The sequence below is a fragment of the Sorangium sp. So ce385 genome, assembly GCF_051474135.1.
Taxonomy (GTDB): Bacteria; Myxococcota_A; Polyangia; order Polyangiales; family Polyangiaceae; genus Sorangium; species Sorangium cellulosum_D.
The window spans coordinates 1-17,286 of record NZ_CP150337.1; the positions used below are offsets into that span (position 1 = coordinate 1).

The 17,286-nt window shown below is 73.8% G+C and carries 11 protein-coding genes; 4 read left to right on the plus strand and 7 right to left on the minus strand.

What is annotated here, in order from left to right:
• Positions 1 to 1,416, plus strand: a complete 1,416-nt coding sequence (gene dnaA, locus WME83_RS00005) for a chromosomal replication initiator protein DnaA (protein WP_020464715.1) — start codon at positions 1 to 3, stop codon at positions 1,414 to 1,416.
• A gap of 106 nt (positions 1,417 to 1,522) precedes the next feature.
• Here dnaA and WME83_RS00010 read toward each other — a convergent pair whose 3' ends face one another.
• The 3 genes from WME83_RS00010 to grpE all read right to left on the minus strand — a co-directional run bounded on the left by WME83_RS00010 (position 1,523) and on the right by grpE (position 8,197).
• Positions 1,523 to 5,446 (minus strand): serine/threonine-protein kinase, encoded by a 3,924-nt coding sequence (locus tag WME83_RS00010; RefSeq protein ID WP_437317197.1) that lies wholly within the window; start codon positions 5,444 to 5,446, stop codon positions 1,523 to 1,525.
• Positions 5,447 to 5,566: 120 nt separating this feature from the next.
• The gene (gene dnaK, locus WME83_RS00015) at positions 5,567 to 7,429 is read right to left on the minus strand and encodes a molecular chaperone DnaK (protein ID WP_437317198.1); all 1,863 of its coding nucleotides are present in this window, start codon (positions 7,427 to 7,429) and stop codon (positions 5,567 to 5,569) included.
• Positions 7,430 to 7,612: 183 nt separating this feature from the next.
• Positions 7,613 to 8,197 (minus strand): nucleotide exchange factor GrpE, encoded by a 585-nt coding sequence (gene grpE / locus WME83_RS00020; protein ID WP_437317199.1) that lies wholly within the window; start codon positions 8,195 to 8,197, stop codon positions 7,613 to 7,615.
• A 350-nt stretch (positions 8,198 to 8,547) separates the two neighbouring features.
• On the opposite strand from grpE, the gene WME83_RS00025 reads away from it, so the two are divergent.
• Positions 8,548 to 9,810, plus strand: coding sequence for an aspartate aminotransferase family protein (locus tag WME83_RS00025; RefSeq protein ID WP_437317200.1), 1,263 nt, complete (start codon positions 8,548 to 8,550; stop codon positions 9,808 to 9,810).
• A 1-nt stretch (position 9,811) separates the two neighbouring features.
• Positions 9,812 to 12,238 carry an HAD-IC family P-type ATPase gene (locus WME83_RS00030; protein WP_437317201.1) on the plus strand — a complete coding sequence of 809 codons (2,427 nt, stop codon included), beginning with the start codon at positions 9,812 to 9,814 and terminating at the stop codon, positions 12,236 to 12,238.
• Positions 12,239 to 12,269: 31 nt separating this feature from the next.
• Here the strand turns inward: WME83_RS00030 and WME83_RS00035 are convergent, their stop codons facing one another.
• The 3 genes from WME83_RS00035 to WME83_RS00045 all read right to left on the minus strand — a co-directional run bounded on the left by WME83_RS00035 (position 12,270) and on the right by WME83_RS00045 (position 14,820).
• Positions 12,270 to 12,782, minus strand: coding sequence for a Fur family transcriptional regulator (locus tag WME83_RS00035; RefSeq protein WP_437317202.1), 513 nt, complete (start codon positions 12,780 to 12,782; stop codon positions 12,270 to 12,272).
• 102 nt (positions 12,783 to 12,884) lie between these two features.
• The gene (locus WME83_RS00040; RefSeq protein ID WP_437317203.1) at positions 12,885 to 13,955 is read right to left on the minus strand and encodes a hypothetical protein; all 1,071 of its coding nucleotides are present in this window, start codon (positions 13,953 to 13,955) and stop codon (positions 12,885 to 12,887) included.
• A 70-nt stretch (positions 13,956 to 14,025) separates the two neighbouring features.
• Positions 14,026 to 14,820, minus strand: a complete 795-nt coding sequence (locus tag WME83_RS00045; protein WP_437317204.1) for a hypothetical protein — start codon at positions 14,818 to 14,820, stop codon at positions 14,026 to 14,028.
• Between the two features lie 329 nt (positions 14,821 to 15,149).
• Here WME83_RS00045 and hrcA point away from each other — a divergent pair, with 329 nt between their 5' ends.
• Positions 15,150 to 16,193: a heat-inducible transcriptional repressor HrcA gene (hrcA, locus tag WME83_RS00050; protein WP_437317205.1), complete on the plus strand. Its 1,044-nt coding sequence runs from the start codon at positions 15,150 to 15,152 to the stop codon at positions 16,191 to 16,193.
• Here hrcA and WME83_RS00055 read toward each other — a convergent pair.
• Positions 16,186 to 17,277, minus strand: coding sequence for an RluA family pseudouridine synthase (locus WME83_RS00055; protein ID WP_437317206.1), 1,092 nt, complete (start codon positions 17,275 to 17,277; stop codon positions 16,186 to 16,188). The genes hrcA and WME83_RS00055 overlap by 8 nt on opposite strands.
• Positions 17,278 to 17,286: the final 9 nt, after the last annotated feature.

Sequence of the window (17,286 nt, forward strand, 5' to 3'; positions counted from 1 at the left end):
ATGACGATTCCGAAACACGAGCCGCGCGAAGTCTTCGATCGGGCGATCGAGCATACGCGGACGCTTTCCCCCGCGACTTTCGACCAGTGGTTCGGGGGAGTTCAGTTCGATGATCTGACCGACGGCGTCCTCACGCTGCGTGTCCAGAACGAGTTCGTCCTCGAGTGGGTCAGGGACAACTTCCTGCCCGCGCTGACGGACAAGATCCGAGAGCTCACCGGCTGGTCGGTCCAGGTGGCGTGGACGATCGATCAGAACCTCGACTCGCCGATCGCCCAGCGCGTGGAGCTCACCCCGGTGCGTCCACGGGCGCTCGTGGTGCGCCCGACGAGCGCGGCGCCGGCGCCGGCGCCCCGCCCCGAGCCGTCGCTCCGGCGCGTCCCGTCGATGCCGGACGACCTCAACCCGAAGCACACCTTCGCGAGCTTCGTCGTGGGCCCGTCGAACCAGCTGGCGCACGCGGCCGCGATCGCGGCGGCGGGCGGCGGGGGCCGCCGGTACAACCCGCTCTTCATCTGCGGCGGCACGGGGCTCGGCAAGACGCACCTCATGCACGCGATCGCGCACCGCGTCTTCGAGGGCAGGCCGGAGGCGCGCATCATCTACGTCTCGGCCGAGAAGTTCACGAACGACTTCATCACGGCCATCCAGCACCACCGCATGGACGAGTTCCGCGCGCGGTACCGGTCGAGCTGCGACGTGCTGCTGGTCGACGACATCCAGTTCCTGGCCGGGCGCGAGCAGACGCAGGAGGAGTTCTTCCACACCTTCAACGCGCTCCACACGCTCGACCGGCAGATCGTGGTGACGAGCGACAAGTACCCCCAGAACCTCGAGCGCATGGAAGAGCGCCTCGTCTCGCGGTTCTCCTGGGGGCTCGTCGCCGACATCCAGGTGCCGGAGCTGGAGACGCGCGTCGCGATCGTCCGGAACAAGGCGGCGCTCGAGGGCATCGCGCTCACCGACGACGTCGCGCTCTACCTCGCGCAGATGGTCCGCTCCAACGTCCGCGAGCTCGAGGGGACGCTGATCCGGCTGGCGGCGAAGAGCTCGCTCACGGGCCGCCCCGTGGACCTGCCGTTCGCGCGCGCCGAGATCACGGCCACGTCGCCGCCGCGGGCGCAGATGATGAGCGTCGAGGACATCCAGCGCGCGGTGTGCCACCACTTCCACCTGCGCTCGATCGACCTCACGTCGAAGGACCGCCACAAGAGCGTGGCCTTCGCGCGCCACGTCGCGATGTACCTGTGCAAGCAGCGGCTGAAGTGCAGCTTCCCGGAGATCGGGCGGGCCTTCGGCAACCGCGATCACACGACCGTGATGAGCGCCGTCCGCAAGATCGAGGCGCAGCGGGACTCCGATCCGCAGGTCCGCGCCCACCTCGAGGCGCTCGAGAAGAAGCTCGCCGACGAGTGACCCGCGCGCGCCGCGCGCCGGGGCTCCCGCCGCAGGCGGCCATCCCCGCGGCGCGGTCCGCGCGGCGGGGGCCTCCCATCGCCGCGGCGGTCAGCGCCGCGGGCGCTCAGAGCTCGGACAGCGCGGCGCGCGCGTCGCCGGCGACGAGGTTGTTGCCGTAGGCGGAGGCGAGCTCGAGCACCTCCGCGAGCTCGCGCCGCGCCTCCTCGACCTTTCCCCGCTGCTTGAGGAGCGCGCCGAGCAGGTACCGGCTCTCCAGGGCGTCGATCCGGTAGGAGCGCGCCTCGGCGTAGCTCGCGAGCTCGCGCAGCAGATCGCCGGCGGAGGCCGCGCCGTTCAGGCCGTCGAGGTAGGCGAGGTGCGCGCGGTTGATCGCGGCGAGGCGCTCGTGGCCGCTCTCCTCGGCGAGCTCCTTCGACTCGGTGAACGACGCGTAGGCGCGCGGCAGATCGCCGAGCCGCCGGCTCGCGTCGCCGAGGTTGTGCAGCGCGGCGGCGGTCTCGAAGCGCAGGCCCGCCGACCGGGCGAGGTCGACGGCGCGCGCCGAGCTCTTCACCGCCGCGGCGAAGTCGCGGAGGAAGACGTGCACGAGGACGCGCTGCTTCTCGCGCTCGCTCGCCGCCGCGAGATCGCCCGGATGGCCGAGCGCCTCCGCCCGGTCGAGCGCGCGGAGCGCCGCCTCGATGTCGCCCGTCGCCGCGCGCGTCTGGGAGATCGCGAGCAGGAGCCGCTCGTCGTCGACGTCGCCCATCGCCTCGAGCTGCTCGACCGCGCGGACCGCGCGGGTGAAATCGCCCGTCCTCACGCCGATCTCCGTCTCGCACGCGAGCGCCTTGCGGCGGAGGTCCTGCCGGTCGCCGGCGAGGGCGTACGCCTCCTCCAGGCGCGCGTACGCGTCCGCGAAGAGGTCCACCGCGCCGAGCGCGCGCGCCACGTCGACGCGCGCCGAGAGCTTCTGCTCGGGGGCGCCGGCCTCGTCGATGCGCCGGAGCGCGCGGGCCGCGACGTCGCCGAGATCGGGCGCGGAGCGCACGCGCACCACGACGTCCGCGAGCGCGCGGAGCCACGCGGCGAGCTCCGCCGGCGAGCGCTGGGCGTGGTCGCCGAGGTCGAGCGCCTGGAAGATGAGCCGGAGCGCGGGGTCGAGCTGGCTCGCGCGGATCTTGTGGAGCGCCGCGCGCGCGTAGAACGTCGCGGCCCGGTCGCGGTCGCCGGCCTGGTAGAAGTGCTGCCCGATGCGCTCGGCGTGCTCGGCGCTGTCCTCGCCGACGACCGCGAGGTACGCCGCCGCGGCCGCGGCGTGCAGCTCCCGGCGCACCTCGGGCGGGATCGCGTCGAGGACGATCTCGCCGTGCATGGGCGACGCGAAGCCCGCCTGCGCGGGGCCCTTGACCCGCAGGAGATCGCGGGTCGCGAGCCCGGAGATCGCGCGGTTCACGAGCGAGAGCTTCTGCTGGAGCAGCGCCGCGAGGACCTCGGTCGGCACCGGGTCGCCGAGGATCGCCGCGGCCTGGAGCACGGCGCGGTCGCTCGGGTCGAGCCGCCGCACCCGGGTGGCGATGAGCGTGCGCAGCGAGCGCGGCACCGCCGACGCGCCGTCGAGCCGGGCCTTCACCGCGCCGCTCACCACGGTGAGCGCGCCGGAGTCGCTGAGCTCCTTGATGAGCTCCTCGAGGAAGAGCGGGTGGCCGCCGGCGCGCTCGCGGCAGAAGCCGACCACCTCGGGCGGCAGGAACGTCGCGCCGATGCGCGCCGACATGAGGCGCGCGCTGTCGCTGTCCGAGAGCTCCCCGACCTGGATCCGGTAGAAGTGGGGGTGCGCCGCGAGCAGCGGCGGCGGGTCGCTGCGCGTCGCCAGGATCAGCACGGCGCGGAGCCCGCCGGCGCGGCCGGCCGTCGCGAGGAGGGTCTCGGCGGTGAGCTGGTCCATCGCCTGCGCGTCGTCCCAGGCGAAGCAGTGGAGCCGATCCTCGCAGAGGCTCTGCACCATCCGCGGGAACGCCGTGCGCAGGATCGCGGTCGTCCCCTGCGGCGCCCGCGGGTCGACGAGCGCCGCGCCGAGCTGGCCGAGCACGGCCGCGGACTCGTCCTCGCGCAGGCCGAGCGCCCGCAGCCGCGGCAGCACGGCGCGGATGCGCTCCTCGTCGTCGCCCTCCTGGATGCCGCAGAGCACCTGCAGCATCGCGGTGAGGCCGCTCCACGGGACGTCGGCGCCGTTGTGCGGGCACGACGCGACGTAGACGCCGACGTTGTAGTCGCCCTTCGAGAGGCGCCGCTCCATCTCGGCGAGCAGCCGCGTCTTGCCGATGCCGCGCTCGCCCTGGATGACCGCGATCTGCGCGCGCTTCCTCGTGGCGGCGGCGAGGATGTCCCCGAGCTGCTTGAGCTCGTCGCGGCGGCCGACGAAGCGCCCGTACGCGCCGCCCGGGGGCTCCGCCGAGGTGACCACGCGCCCGCCCTCGGGCGCGGTCCGGCCCGCGCCGGGCAGCTCCTCGGTCGTGAAGGCGTCGCGGAGGACGCGCCAGGTGAGGTGTGACACGGCGACCTGGGACTCGGTCGCGCGGGCGAGCGCCTGGGCCGAGGCGATGAGCGAGGTGAGGCGCTCGTCGCGGATCGGGGCGCCGGCGCCGTCGACCAGGATGCGGGCGAGGTGGATGCCGGCCGAGACGGCCGCGCGCCCGCCGCGCGAGCGGAGGATCACGAGCGCGGCGCGGACCGCGGCCTCGGTGTCGCGGCCGTCGGCGTCGCCGAGGCCGAAGACGGCGACGAGCTGCGACGCCTCCTGCTCGAGCAGCAGCGCGCCGTAGCGCGCCAGCACCTCGCGGGCCCGCGCGATGCGCTTCGCCGCGTCGGCCTCGGGCCCCGTGAAGATGAGCACGAGCGCCGTGACCTCGCGCCGCTCGCCGAGCCCGCGCGCGGCCGGGCTGCTGTCGGCCTTCTCGAGCAGCTGGAGGAGCCCCGACGCCGTGATGCGGCTGCGCGTGCTCGTCGTGTGCGGCACCTCGACCGGCGTGCGGTCGTTGGCCCCGAGCGGCTCCTCCTCGAGCGCGGCGCTCGCCTCGAGCCCGGCGCCGGCCTTCTCCTCGTGGAACGGCTCGAGGAACTCGGCGAGGTCGTTCGCCCCGAACCGCTCGCCGGTCGCGTAGAAGAAGCCGAGGAGCGCCTCGTGCAGCCGCCCGGCGTCGGGGAACCGATCCTCGGCGTTCTTCGCGAGCATCGTGCTCACGATGTCGACGAGCGGCCTCGGCACGTCGGGGCGCACGAGCGCGAGCGGCGGGTACTCGCTCGCCTGCAGCCGCCGCATGACCTCGAACGCGGTCGGCGCCGCGAACGGGTTCGAGCCGGCGATCATCTCGTAGAGCACCGTCCCGAGCGAGAAGAGGTCGCTCCTGCCGTCGATGGCGCCGGCGCGCGACTGCTCGGGGCTCATGTAGGCGAGCTTCCCGCGGATCCTGCCGGCGCGCTTCTCGCCGACCTCCTCGTCGGTCATCGACTGCGTCGCCTTGGCGATGCCGAAGTCGGTGACCTTCACCTCTCCCTCCCAGGAGAGCAGGATGTTCTGGGGCGAGATGTCGCGGTGGACGATGCCGAGGGGGCGCGACTGCTCGTCGCGCCGCCGGTGGGCGTGGTCGAGCGCCTTCGCGATCTCGGCGGTCATGAAGACGGCCATGGCGAGGGGGATCGGCCGCTTCGACCTGCGGCAGCGGGCGAGCAGCGTCGCCAGGTCGAGCCCGGGGACGTACTCCATCGCGATGAAGTAGCTGGTGGGATCGCCGTTCGGGTGGTCGACGCGGCCGAGGTCGAACACCTGCACGATGTTCGCGTGCGAGAGGCGGACGGCGAGCTTCGCCTCGTGCACGAACATGTCCACGAAGCGCCCCTGCTCGGCGAGCTTGGGGAGGATGCGCTTGATGACGAGGACCTTCTCGAACCCCTCGACGCCGAAGCTCTTGGCCTTGAAGACCTCGGCCATGCCGCCTTCGCCGAGGCGCTCGAGCAAGCGGTAGCGTCCGAAGGTCTCGTTCAGCATCGTCGCGTCGAAGCCCCGCGCAGCCTTGCGTCTAGAGCGCGCGCGGCGCTCCGGAGGGGACGGCCTCGGCGCGGCGCGCGCGCCGGCGCTCGCTCGCCGGCCCCGCCGCCCGGCCGCGCGTCACGTCTCGACCGCCTTGTTCGCGCCGGCGTCATCGTCCCCTCCATACATCGACTCCGCGATCCGGAACGCCGCCCCCTCGAGGCGCGCGTACGCCGCCCGGAGCGCGTCGAGATCGCCGCCGCCGTCGAGCAGCTTGCGCAGCGCGGAGCACTCGGCTTGGACCTCGCCGAGGAGCTCGGCGTCGAGCAGATCGCTGTAGCCGTCGAGGGCCTGCTCGGTCGTGTAGACGAGGGTCTCGGCCTGGTTGCGGAGCTCGGCGAGCTCGCGCCGGAGCGCGTCGGTCTGCTTGAACCGCTCGCCCTCCGAGACGAGCCGGTCGACCTCGTCCGGCGTGAGGCCGCTCGTCGGGGTCACCCGGACCTCCTGCACCCTCCCGGTCCCGAGATCGCGCGCCTCGACGCGGACGATCCCGTTCTCGTCGATGCGGAAGGTGACCTGGATCTTGGGCAGCCCGCGGGGCGCGGGCGGGATGCCGGTGAGCTCGAAGCGGGCGAGGCTCCGGCAGTCGGCGGCCATCTCGCGCTCGCCCTGGAGCACGTGCACGGGGACGAAGCTCTGGTTGTCGACGCTCGTCGTGAAGATCTCGCTCCGCTCGGTCGGGATCGTGGTGTTCCGCGGGATGAGCTTGAACATCACGCCGCCGCCGGTCTCGACGCCGAGCGACAGCGGCGTCACGTCGAGGAGCAGCACCTCGTCGACGTGCCCCGAGAGCGCGGCGCCCTGCAGCGCCGCCCCGACCGCGACGACCTCGTCGGGGTTCACGCCCTTGTTCGGCTCCCGGCCGAAGAACTCGCGCACCGCCGCCTGCACGGCGGGCATCCGCGTCATGCCGCCGACGAGGACCACCGTGTTGACGGCGGAGACGGGGAGCTTGGCGTCCCCGAGCGTCGCCTGGCAGACGTCGATGGTCCGCCGGATGAGGCTCTCGCAGAGCATCTCGAGCTCGTTGCGCCGCATCGACCGCTCGAGGTGGAGCGGCCCGCCGCCCGGGCCGACGGCGATGAAGGGGATGTTGATCTCGGTCTCGAGCGACGACGAGAGCTCGTGCTTCGCCTTCTCCGCCGCCTCCTTGAGCCGCTGCAGCGCCATGCGGTCGCGGCGCAGATCGATCCGGTGCTTGGCCTCGAAGTCGTCGGCGAGCAGGTCGATGATCCGCTGGTCGAAATCCTCGCCGCCGAGGTGCGTGTCGCCGCCGGTCGCCTTGACGCTGAAGACGCCGTTCGCGATCTCGAGGATCGAGATGTCGAACGTCCCGCCGCCGAGGTCGTAGACCGCGATCGTCTCGGCCTTCACCTTGTCGAGGCCGTAGGCGAGCGCCGCGGCGGTCGGCTCGTTGATGATCCGGCGCACCTCGAGCCCGGCGATCCGCCCCGCGTCCTTCGTCGCCTGCCGCTGCGCGTCGTCGAAGTAGGCCGGGACGGTCACCACCGCCTCCGTCACCGGCTCGCCGAGGAACCGCTCGGCGACCTGCTTCATCTGGCCGAGGATCATCGCCGAGATCTCGGGGGGCGAGTAGCTGCGCCCCTTGACCTCGACCCAGGCGTCGCTGTTCGGCGCCTCGACGATCTTGTAGGGGGCGAGCAGGATCTGCTTGCTGACCTCGGGCGCGCTGTACTTGCGGCCCATCAGCCGCTTCACCGCGTAGATGGTGTTCTGCGGGTTCGTGACCGCCTGGCGCCGCGCCACCTGCCCGACCAGGCGCTCACCGCTCGCGGGGAAGCCGACCACGGAGGGGGTCGTGCGCGCGCCTTCGGCGTTCGGGATCACCCGCACGTCGTTGGCCGAGGCGACCCCTGCCCCTTCGACGACCGCCACGCACGAGTTCGTCGTCCCGAGATCGATGCCGATCACCTTCCCCATATGCGGCGAAAGATACTACAGGCCTGGATGCTCGCTGGGTGGGGAGACGACCGTGGCGCCCGCGATATTTGGGGAGATCGTGCGGCGAGGTGGCGGGGCACAGCAGAGTGGGCCACCGCCATGATGCGCGTGAGGCAGTCGATGTGCGCCGGAGGGAGCGGGCGCGCGGAGCGGCGGTGAAGCTCAGTTCGCCGCGGGGGCGGCCTCGCCGGGCGGGCCCTTCGAGACGACGACCATCGCCGCGCGGATCAGATAATCGCCCAGCATGTAGCCCGGCTGGACCTCCGCGATGACGACGCCGGCCGGGTGCTCGGTCGACTCGATCTGCTGGATGGCCTCGTGCACGCTGGGATCGAAGGGCTTGCCGACGGCGGCGATGCGCTTGATGCCCGTGCGCTCGAGGGTGTCGACGAACTGCTTGGCCACGATGCGCACGCCCTCGGCGACCGACTTCACGTCGGGCGCGCTCTCCGCGTGGGCGGCGGCGCGCTCCAGGTTGTCGAAGACCGGGAGCAGGTCCTTCAGGATCGACTCGCGCCCGCGGCGCTGCGCCTCTTCGACCTCGCGCCGGGAGCGCTTCCGGAAGTTGTCGAAATCGGCGGCGGTGCGCAGCAGCTGCTCGCGCACCCGCGCGGCCTCGGCCTGCGCCTCGCCGAGCTTGTCTTCGGGGGTGGGGGCTCGCTGCTCCGCCGGCTCTGCGCGTTCCGCCTGCGCCTCCGCCGTCTCCCCGGTGTTCTGGCTCGACCCATTTTGTTCCGAATCGCTCATAGGACGGCCGGCACTATAACCAGCCGCGATCCGCTGGCAATCGCCAGGCCGACGGTCGCTCCATCGCCAGGCCGAAGGTCGGTCCATCGCCAGGCCGAAGGTCGGTCCATCGCCAGGCCGAAGGTCGGTCCATCGCCAGGCCGAAGGTCGGTCCGCGGCGGGCGAGCGCTGGAGCGCCCGGGCGGCCGCGCCTCACCGGGGCCGGCCAGAGGCGCTTCGGGACCGGCCTGGGGCACGCGACGCTCGCGGACGGTCGCTCCGGACGCGCGTTTTGCCCGGGCCGCAGCAATCCGCGGCCGGCGTGCATCCACCGTTTGCCCCGACCCCCTGCCCGGCGTTAGATCGGCCCCATGAGCATCGCCCCCAGCCCCGCCGGCGCACCAGCCCCGGCGAACGCCTCGACGCCCGCCAGCTCGCCGCTCCTCGCGGCGCAGAAGCACCTCCTCGGCAACTACCGCCAGCCCGCGTTCGTCCTCGACCGCGGCCGGGGGTGCGAGCTCTTCGACACGGATGGGCGCAGGTATCTCGACATGTGCGCGGGGGTGGCGGTCGCCTCGCTGGGGCACGCTCACCCGCGGCTCGTGGCGACCATCGCCGAGCAGGCGGGCCGGCTCATGCACGTCTCCAACTATTTCTTCAACGCCGAGAACCTCCGCCTCGCCGAGGAGCTCTGCGCGAAGACCGGCTTCGACCGCGCCTTCTTCTGCAACTCGGGCGCGGAGGCGAACGAGGCGATGCTCAAGCTGGCGCGCCGCCACTTCTTCAACCGCGGCGAGGCCGAGCGCTACCGGATCATCGCGTTCGAGAACGCGTTCCACGGCCGCACCCTCGGCGCGGTCGCCCTGACCGGGACGCCGAAGTACCGCGAGGGCTTCGGCCCCTCGCTCGCGGGCGTCACCCACGTGCCCTACGGGGACGTGGCCGCGGTGCGCGCCGCCATGGGCCCGGACGTCGCGGGGATCCTCGTGGAGCCGGTGCAGGGAGAGGGCGGCGTGCTGCCGGCTCCTGCCGGGTTCCTCGCCGAGCTGCGGCGCATCGCGGACGAGCACGGCGCCCTGCTGCTCCTCGACGAGGTGCAGACCGGCATCGGGCGCACGGGGCACTGGCTCGGGGCGGCGTACGACGGCGTCCAGGGCGACGCGGCGGCGCTCGCGAAGGGGCTCGGCGGCGGCTTCCCGATCGGCGCGCTGGTGCTGCGGGAGCGGCTCAACGGCGCGCTGCCCCCGGGCTCGCACGGCTCGACCTACGGCGGCAACGCGCTCGCCTCCGCCACGGCGCGCACGGTGCTCGCGGTCATCGAGGAAGAGAAGCTCTGCGAGGCCGCCCAGAAGCGCGGCGAGCAGCTCGGCCGCGGCCTCGCCGCGATCGCCGCGCGGCTCCCGGGCGTGTGCGCCGGCGAGCGCGGGCGCGGCCTGCTCCGCGGGCTCATCCTCGCGCCGGGCGTCGACGCGCGCGCCGCGCTCGGCCGCGCGCGCGACCGGGGCGTGCTGCTCACGATCGCGGGCAGCAACGTGCTCCGGTTCACGCCGCCCCTCATCGTGAGCGAGGCGCAGATCGACGAGGCCCTGGCGGAGGTCGAGGCCGCGCTCGCCGAGACGCCGGCTGCGGGTTGAGGTGGCCGCCTCGCGCGCAGCCGGGCCCGCCGTCGCGCCCCTCCCGTGCTCGGGCTGCAGCAAGCTGATCGATCCGCTCCGCGCGGGGCACGTCGCGATCTTCGATCAGCGCTTCCATTACTTCTGCAACGCCCGGTGCCGCCACGTCTTCCTCGGCGAGGCCTCGCCGGCGCCGGGCGACGCCCGGCCGGCCGGCCCCGCCGCGCACGGCGCGCCGCTCCTCGGCGCCCCCGCGCGCGGGATCTCGCCGGTCGCGCCGCCGGTGGCCGCCGGACCGCACGCCGCGGCGCCGCGCGCCGAGCCGGCGCGGGCGGGCGCGGACGACGGCGCCGCGCGCCTCGCCGAGCTCGACGCGCCGATCGTCGACGCGTTCCCGCCCGTGTCGCTCGACGAGCGGCTCCCGGACCTGCCCGTCCTCGACGACGATCGCGCGCTGCTCGAGCCCATCGGGAACACCATCCTGAGCGAGGAGCCGCAGCGCTACGAGGCGGTCGAGGCGCGGGACATCGGCGCGCTCCTGCTCGTGCTCGCGATCATCGCGGGGACGCTCGCGGTCGCGCTCACCCTCGCCGGCGACGCGAAGCTCGTCATCGGCGCGCGCATCGTGCTCGCCACGGTGAGCGCGGGGATGCTCCTCGGCCGCGCCGCCACGACCGCGCGCGACGCCACGGACCCGCACCCGGCGCCGATGCTCGCCCCCGTCCTCGGCGGGCTCGTGGCCGCGGTCTGGGCCCTCTTCGGCGAAGATCGCGCGCTGGCGGCCGAGGCCGCCTCGCTCGCGGGCGTCATCGCCACCGCCAGCGCGATCAGCGCCTGGCTCATCGAGAGCGCCCGCCACCGCGTGTTCGCGGAGCGGGCCTGGATCGCGTCCGTGCTCGCCACGCCGGCGCGCCGGCCGCCGGGCGCGTGGGCGCCGAGCCCGGCGCCCGCCGACCGAGCCCTGCCGCGCGGCGACGACGGCGCGGCCGAGGGCGAGCTCTACGAGCTGCGACCGGGCGAGGGCGCCCAGGTCGACGCGGGGGACGTCGTCCCCGTCGATCTCGTGGTCACGGGCGGCGACGTCGAGGTGCTCCCCTGGATCGGCGCGACCACGCCGGCCCGCCGCCGCGACGGCGACCCGGTCATCGCCGGGGCCACCGTGGTCCGGGGCCGCCTCGTCGGCGCGTGCACCTTCTCCGGCGGCGATCGCGCGGTCGCGCGCGTGCTGCTCGACGCCCGCCGGCGCGCGGACGCGCTCGCGCCCATCGCGCAGGCCTCCCGCGCCCTGACCGAGCGCTGGGCGATCGGCGCCGCGGCGATCGGCGCGCTCTCCGCCTTCGTCGCCGGCCGGACGCCCGTCGAGATCGCGATGACCGCGGCCGCCGTGCTCGCCGCGCTGGCCACGGCGATCACGGCCTCCATCGCCTCGGTGCACGTCGCGCGGGGCATCCTGCTCGGCCTCCGCCGGGGCATCGTCTACAAGAGCGCCGACGCCTGGGATCGCGCGGGCAAGGTCTCGGTCGCCGTGTTCTGCGCCCGCGGCACGCTGCTGCTCGGCGAGCCCGAGCTCGCGGAGCTGGAGGCGACCGGGCAGAAGCTCACGCCGGGCGACGTGCTCGCGCTCGCGGCCGGGGCCGAGCGCACCGAGGAGCACCCGGTCGCCACGGCGATCGTGCGCGCCGCCCGCGCCCGCGGCCTGCGGCCCGACGGGGTGCGCAACCCCAACTTCCACCCGGGCCTCGGCGTGACGGCCGTCACCTCGTCCGGCGAGGAGCTCTGCGTCGGCAACCGCGCGCTCATGCTCGAGCAGCGGATCTCGATCGCCGCGGCCGAGAGCCGCGTCGCCGAGCTCGAGGCGCTGGGGCGCACCGTGGTCCTCGTCGCGGTGGGCGCGCGGCTCGTCGGCCTCATCGGCCTGCAGGACGGGCTGCGCCCCGGGGCGCGGGCCGCCATCCAGCACCTGCTCGACGCGCAGATCGAGCCGGTGCTGATGTCGGGCGACGCGCGCGAGACGTGCGAGGCGATCGGCCGCTCGCTCGACATCGACCACATCCGCCCCGAGGTGCTCCCCGCGGATCGCGGCGCCGAGGTGCGGCGCCTGATCGACGCGGGCACGAGCGTCGCCGTCCTCGGCCACGCGGGCGTCGACGACGCCGCGCTCGGCGCCGCGGACGTCTCCGTGGCCCTCGGCGCGGCCGGCGCTGCGCCCGCCGACTTCTCCGTCGTCCTCGCCTCGGACGACGTCCGCGACGCCGCGCTCTCCCTCGCGCTCGCGCACCGCACGCGCCTCGAGGCGCGCGTCGGGCTCGCGCTGAGCGTCGCCCCGGCGCTCGTCGGCGCCGCGGTGATCTCCGCGTTCGTGCTCCCGCCGGCCTACGCCCCCATCGCCTCGCTGCTCGGCGGCGTCATGGCCGTCGTCCACGCCCGCGCGCTCGACGCGAAGAGCTGAGCGGGCGCCGCCGACGGCGCCGCGCCGCGGGCTACGAGATGCCGGACGCCGCGTCCTTGGAGTCGCGGCAGTCCAGGCAGACGCCGTACATCTCGTGCTTGTGCCAGGTCACCTCGAAGCCGTATTTCGAGGCGATCTCTTCCTGGAGCGCCTCGATGCGCGGCTCCTCGAACTCGATGATCTTGCCGCAGCTCACGCAGATGAGGTGGTCGTGGTGCGCGCTGGCGTCGTCGGCCAGCTCGTAACGGCTGAGGCCGTCGCCGAACCGGCGCTCGGAGGCCACGCCGCACTCCGCGAGCAGCTTGAGCGTCCGGTACACCGTCGCGTACCCGATGCCGCGGTCGTGCGCGCGCACCTCCGTGAGCAGGTCCTCGATGGTCATGTGCGGCGCGCCCGAAAAGAACGTGTCGACGATCAGCCGGCGCTGCGCCGTCGACCTCAGCCCCTTCTTGGCCATGTACGCCTGGAGGCGGGCGCGCAGCCGGTCGAGGGCAACTTTGTCGACGTGGGTCACGTTGTCCCCCTCTCTCGCAACGACGGCCATGACGAGTTTATCCCGTTCGCGGCGAACCGCGTCAAGGCCGGCGACCGCGCCCGCTCGACGCGACCCGCCCATCGCGGCCGTTTCGCCGTTGCTACGCGGTCGTCACTCGCCGACCTGCGCCATGTAGCTGACCTGCGCGGCCGAGCCTCCCAGGGGGCTCAGCAGCGTGACGGGCGGCGCGACGAGCCCCGCCGCCGCCGTGTTGTCGATGACGACGTAGTAGAGGCCCGGGCGCAGCTTGTAGCGGCGCGTCTCGATGATCCCGGGCTGGAGCGGGCCGCCCGCCTGCACCGGGCCGGGCGGGGGGCCGAGCGGCTTGCCGGTCTGGTAGGCCTCGCGCCACGCGTCGCCCGTCAGCTTGTCGACGATCATGATGTCCACCGGCGCGCCCTGCACGCTCACCTTGAGGTAGAGCGCCTGGTCCGCGTCGGCGACCTCGAACGGCCCGAGGTAGTCGCGCTGGTGCGCGTGCACCTCGACGACCTCGTTCGCGAACGTGTACCGCTCGTCGTCCTCCACCTCGAACGGGTGGTGCGGCCGCTGCGGCGGCATGAGGATCCCCAGCGTGAAGTCCTTCCCGGTCTCCTCGTTGTAGAGGACGGTGAACCCGCGGGTCATCTCGCCCGCGACGAGCTGATTGCCGATCAGGTTGGCGATCCCGCCGAACGGCGCGACGTTCGCCATCACGTCGATGACGGGGTTCTCGACGTAGCCGAGCTGGAAGCTCGGGCCTTGCACGATCCGGTTCAGCCGCCCCCACACGTAGACGTCGTCGCCCGCGATCTGGAAGTCGGGCCGGTACTCGACGGAGGTGGTGAGGGAGAAGCCCACCCGCTTGGCCGGCTGCATGTAGCCGTACCCGGTGCCGGCGATGTGCACGGTGACGGTCTGGGCGGAGTCGTTGACGTCGTACGAGCACTGCATCGGGAAGAACCGCCCGATGCTCGACGATCGGTCCTGGAGGCGCAGCGAGACGCCGCTCTTCAGCATCTCGGGGCAGATCTTGCTGGCGCCGAAGTTCGAGAACAGAAACCAGCGGAGGCCGGGGCTCGCGTTCACGGGACCGCTGACGCAGGGGCAGCCGACGAACGTGAACGACAGCGCGACGGCGGCGAGCGTCAGCGCCGCCGATGCGGCGGACGCGCGGGGGCGCGGGGAGCTTCGTGCGGGCACGCGGGGTAACATAGCGGGTCGACCTCGGGGCGAGAGCGGGTTTGCGCCCGGGAGGACCGCGCCTCCCGGATCAGCGCACGAGATGCCATTGGACGCCGGGGGTCACCTCCAGATGCAGGTGGTTTTTGTGCGCCCGGTCGTAGTTGGGCGTGAGGATCGACGTGAAGATGTGCTGATCCGCGGCCTCGCACACGATGGAGCGCAGCTCGCGCGCCGCCGCGTCCGCCGGCGGGCCGCCGCTCGCGCCCTTGCCGGCCGCCCTGGGACGCCCGGTCGCCTTGGCGCCCTCGCCGCACACCGGCGCGCCGCGCCTGCCGACGAAGTCGCGCTCGACGTCGAGCCACTCCTCCGCGAACCCGTCGCCGGCGCGCTCCTTGACGAACCTGTAGGGATCGATGGCGAGCCCGCCCGGGTGCCTCGTGGCCAGCTTGCCCTCGGGCCACATCTTCGACGGAGGCCGCCAGGCCGAGAACATCAGCACCTCGACGACGTCGTGCACGCGCAGGATCCGGCTGAAGTCCGAGAGCGCGAGCGCGAGGCGGCAGTCGAAGACGTCGTACGGGTTGTCCGCGCGTTGGTGCGCCGGCAGCGCCGTCCGGTAGAGGACCCCGCCGACCCCCTGCATCAGCCGCACCGGCGCGAGCACGCCCGGCGCGCGCGGCACCGGCTCGAACGCGATCTTCCGCCGCGCGAGCGCCGCGCGGCACTGCTCCGCGCTCAGGGCCGCGTAGCGCGCCGACGGGTGCTTGGCCCAGTCCTGGTGGAACCGCACCTTCGGCTTGCCCTGCGCGCTCGGCGCGGCGGCGAGCGGGCCGAGCGCGAGGGCGAGGGCGGCGGCGGCGGCGGCGTGGCGTAAGGACGGCATCGTTGGCGGGGACGGCCTCCGGCGCGGCGAGGTGCCCGCCGGAGCTGAACCGGAGCTGAAGGCGTGAAGAAGGAGGAAGGCCGGAGGGGTAGAGGGAGGCAGCAGCGGCTCTGCGGAACCCTCGGGCGCGGCGGCCGCGCCCATCCTACCGCGCCATTTGACCGGGCCGCGCGATCGCCTCAAAATAGCTCTCATGCGCATCCGTGGGTCCAGCGCCCGCACGCGCGTCTTGACGTATGGGAGCGAAGGTCCGGCCCGCATGGCTTCCCGGTCCGGGCGGTCCCTGGTCCAGGTAGCCACAGCGGCGCTCAGCGCCGCCTGCAGTTGACATGCAAGATCTTTCCAATCGCGCTCGAAAGATCCTTTTCGCCGCGGTCACCGAGTTCATCGCGACGGGCGACCCTGTAGGCAGCAGGACGCTCGCGCGCAAGTACGGGCTGGATCTCTCGGCTGCCTCGATCCGCAACGTGCTCGCCGACCTCGAGGAGGCCGGCTACCTCCACCAGCCGCACACCTCCGCGGGCCGGATCCCGACCGACCGCGCGCTCCGGATGTTCATCGACGCGCTCGTCGAGCTCCGGTCGCTCTCCCCCGAGCAGCAGGCCGAGCTCAGCGCCAGGTTCACCGAGATCTACACGGTGGCGAGCGATCCGCTCCGCGAGACGGGGCGCTACCTGTCGGAGCTGTCGGGCGCCGCGGCGGTCGTCGCGGCGCCCCGGGCGGAGATCCGCGCCCTCGGCCAGCTGCGCTTCATCCCGACGAAGCCCGGGCAGCTGCTCGCGGTGCTCGTCTTCGCCGACGGCTCGGTCGAGAACCGCTTCATCTCGATCGACGAGGCGATCAACGAAGGGGAGCTCACCCGGATCCACAACCTGCTCGCCGACGTCATCGAGGGGCGCACGCTGGGCGAGATCCGGGATCTCTTCGCCCGCCGCCTCGCCGACGAGCGCCTCCAGATCGACGCGCTGAGGCGCCGCGCGTTCGAGCTCGGCAGCAAGGCGACGGCCGACGTGACGCGGCGGAGCGAGGTGGTCATCGAGGGGCAGAACCGCCTGATCGATCTGCCCGAGTACGCCGACGTCGACCGGCTCAGGAAGCTGATGAAGGCGCTCGAGGAGCGCGAGGAGCTCGTCGATCTGCTCGACCGCACCCTCGCCGCCGGCGCGGGCGAGGTCACCGTCTTCGTGGGCAGCGAGGCGGGCGACCTCGGCGGCGGCCAGCTCAGCCTCGTCGCGGCGCCGTACATGGAGAACGGGCGCGTCGCCGGCACCGTGGGCGTGCTCGGCCCGACGCGGATGGACTACGCGAAGGTGATGCCGCTCGTCGACGCGACCGCCGCGGCGATGAGCGAGGCGCGCGGCAAGGTCAGGTAGCGTCCATCGTCCGGCGCGGACCGCGGAGGCGCTCGAGCACCTCGTCGAAATCGGGGGGCGGCGGCGCCTGGAAGCGCATCGGCCGGCCGTCGGCGGGGTGGTCGAAGCCGAGCTCGACGGCGTGGAGCATCAGCCGCGGGGCGGGGATCTTCGGCCCGCGGTAGTCGCGCACGTAGACGGCCTCGCCGACGAGCGGGTGCCCGGCCTCGGCGAGGTGGATGCGGATCTGGTGCGTGCGCCCCGTCTCGAGGCGGCAGGCGACCAGCGTCGCGCCCGCGGCGCCGGCCCCCTCCTGCGGCCCGCGGAGCGCCTCGATCGGCTCGACGTGCGTCACCGCGAGCTGCCCCTCGCGCCGGCCGTCCCTGGCCGAGCCGCGCAGCCCGTCGCCCCGATCCTCGACGAGGTAGCTGCGGTACGTGCCGCGCGCGACGGCGCCGTGCGCGAGCGCCAGGTACTGCCGGTGCATCGCGCGGACGCGGAGCTGCTGGGCGAGGTGCTTCTTCGCGGCGAGCGTCCGCGCGAAGACGAGCAGCCCGCTCGTCCCCTTGTCGAGGCGCTGCACCACGCCGAGCGGCGCCCGCCCGCGCAGGCGGTCGCGCCGGGCCAGCACCTCCCGCACCAGCGCGTCGAGCGTCGCGGCCTGCTCCGCGGGGTCCTCGTCGCCGTAGGGGATGGTGCTCACGCCGGCGGGCTTGTTCACCACCACGACGCTCGCGTCCGCGTAGACCACGAGCTCGCCCTCGAGCTTGCGCCGCCGCACGGTCTCGGGCCGCGGCGCGTGCAGGCGGACCTCGATCAGCTCCCCGCTGAGCACCCGCCGCCGGGCGCTCGTCGCCACCGCGCTCCCGACGAGCACCTTGCCGGTCTCGATCAGCCGGCGCGCGTCGGACCACGAGACCGACGCAAGCGCCCGGACGGCCCCGTCGAGCGGCCGGCGGTCCAGCGCGGCCGGCACGGTCCAGCGGCCATCCTGCGGGGGGCGCACCGGGGCGGCCGGGCCTTCGTCGATCGGATCGGCGGCGTCCTGGGGGTGGGGGCGGGGGCGGGGGTGGGGGGTCGGGGCGGCGGGGCGGCGCGGGCGCATCAGGGCTCG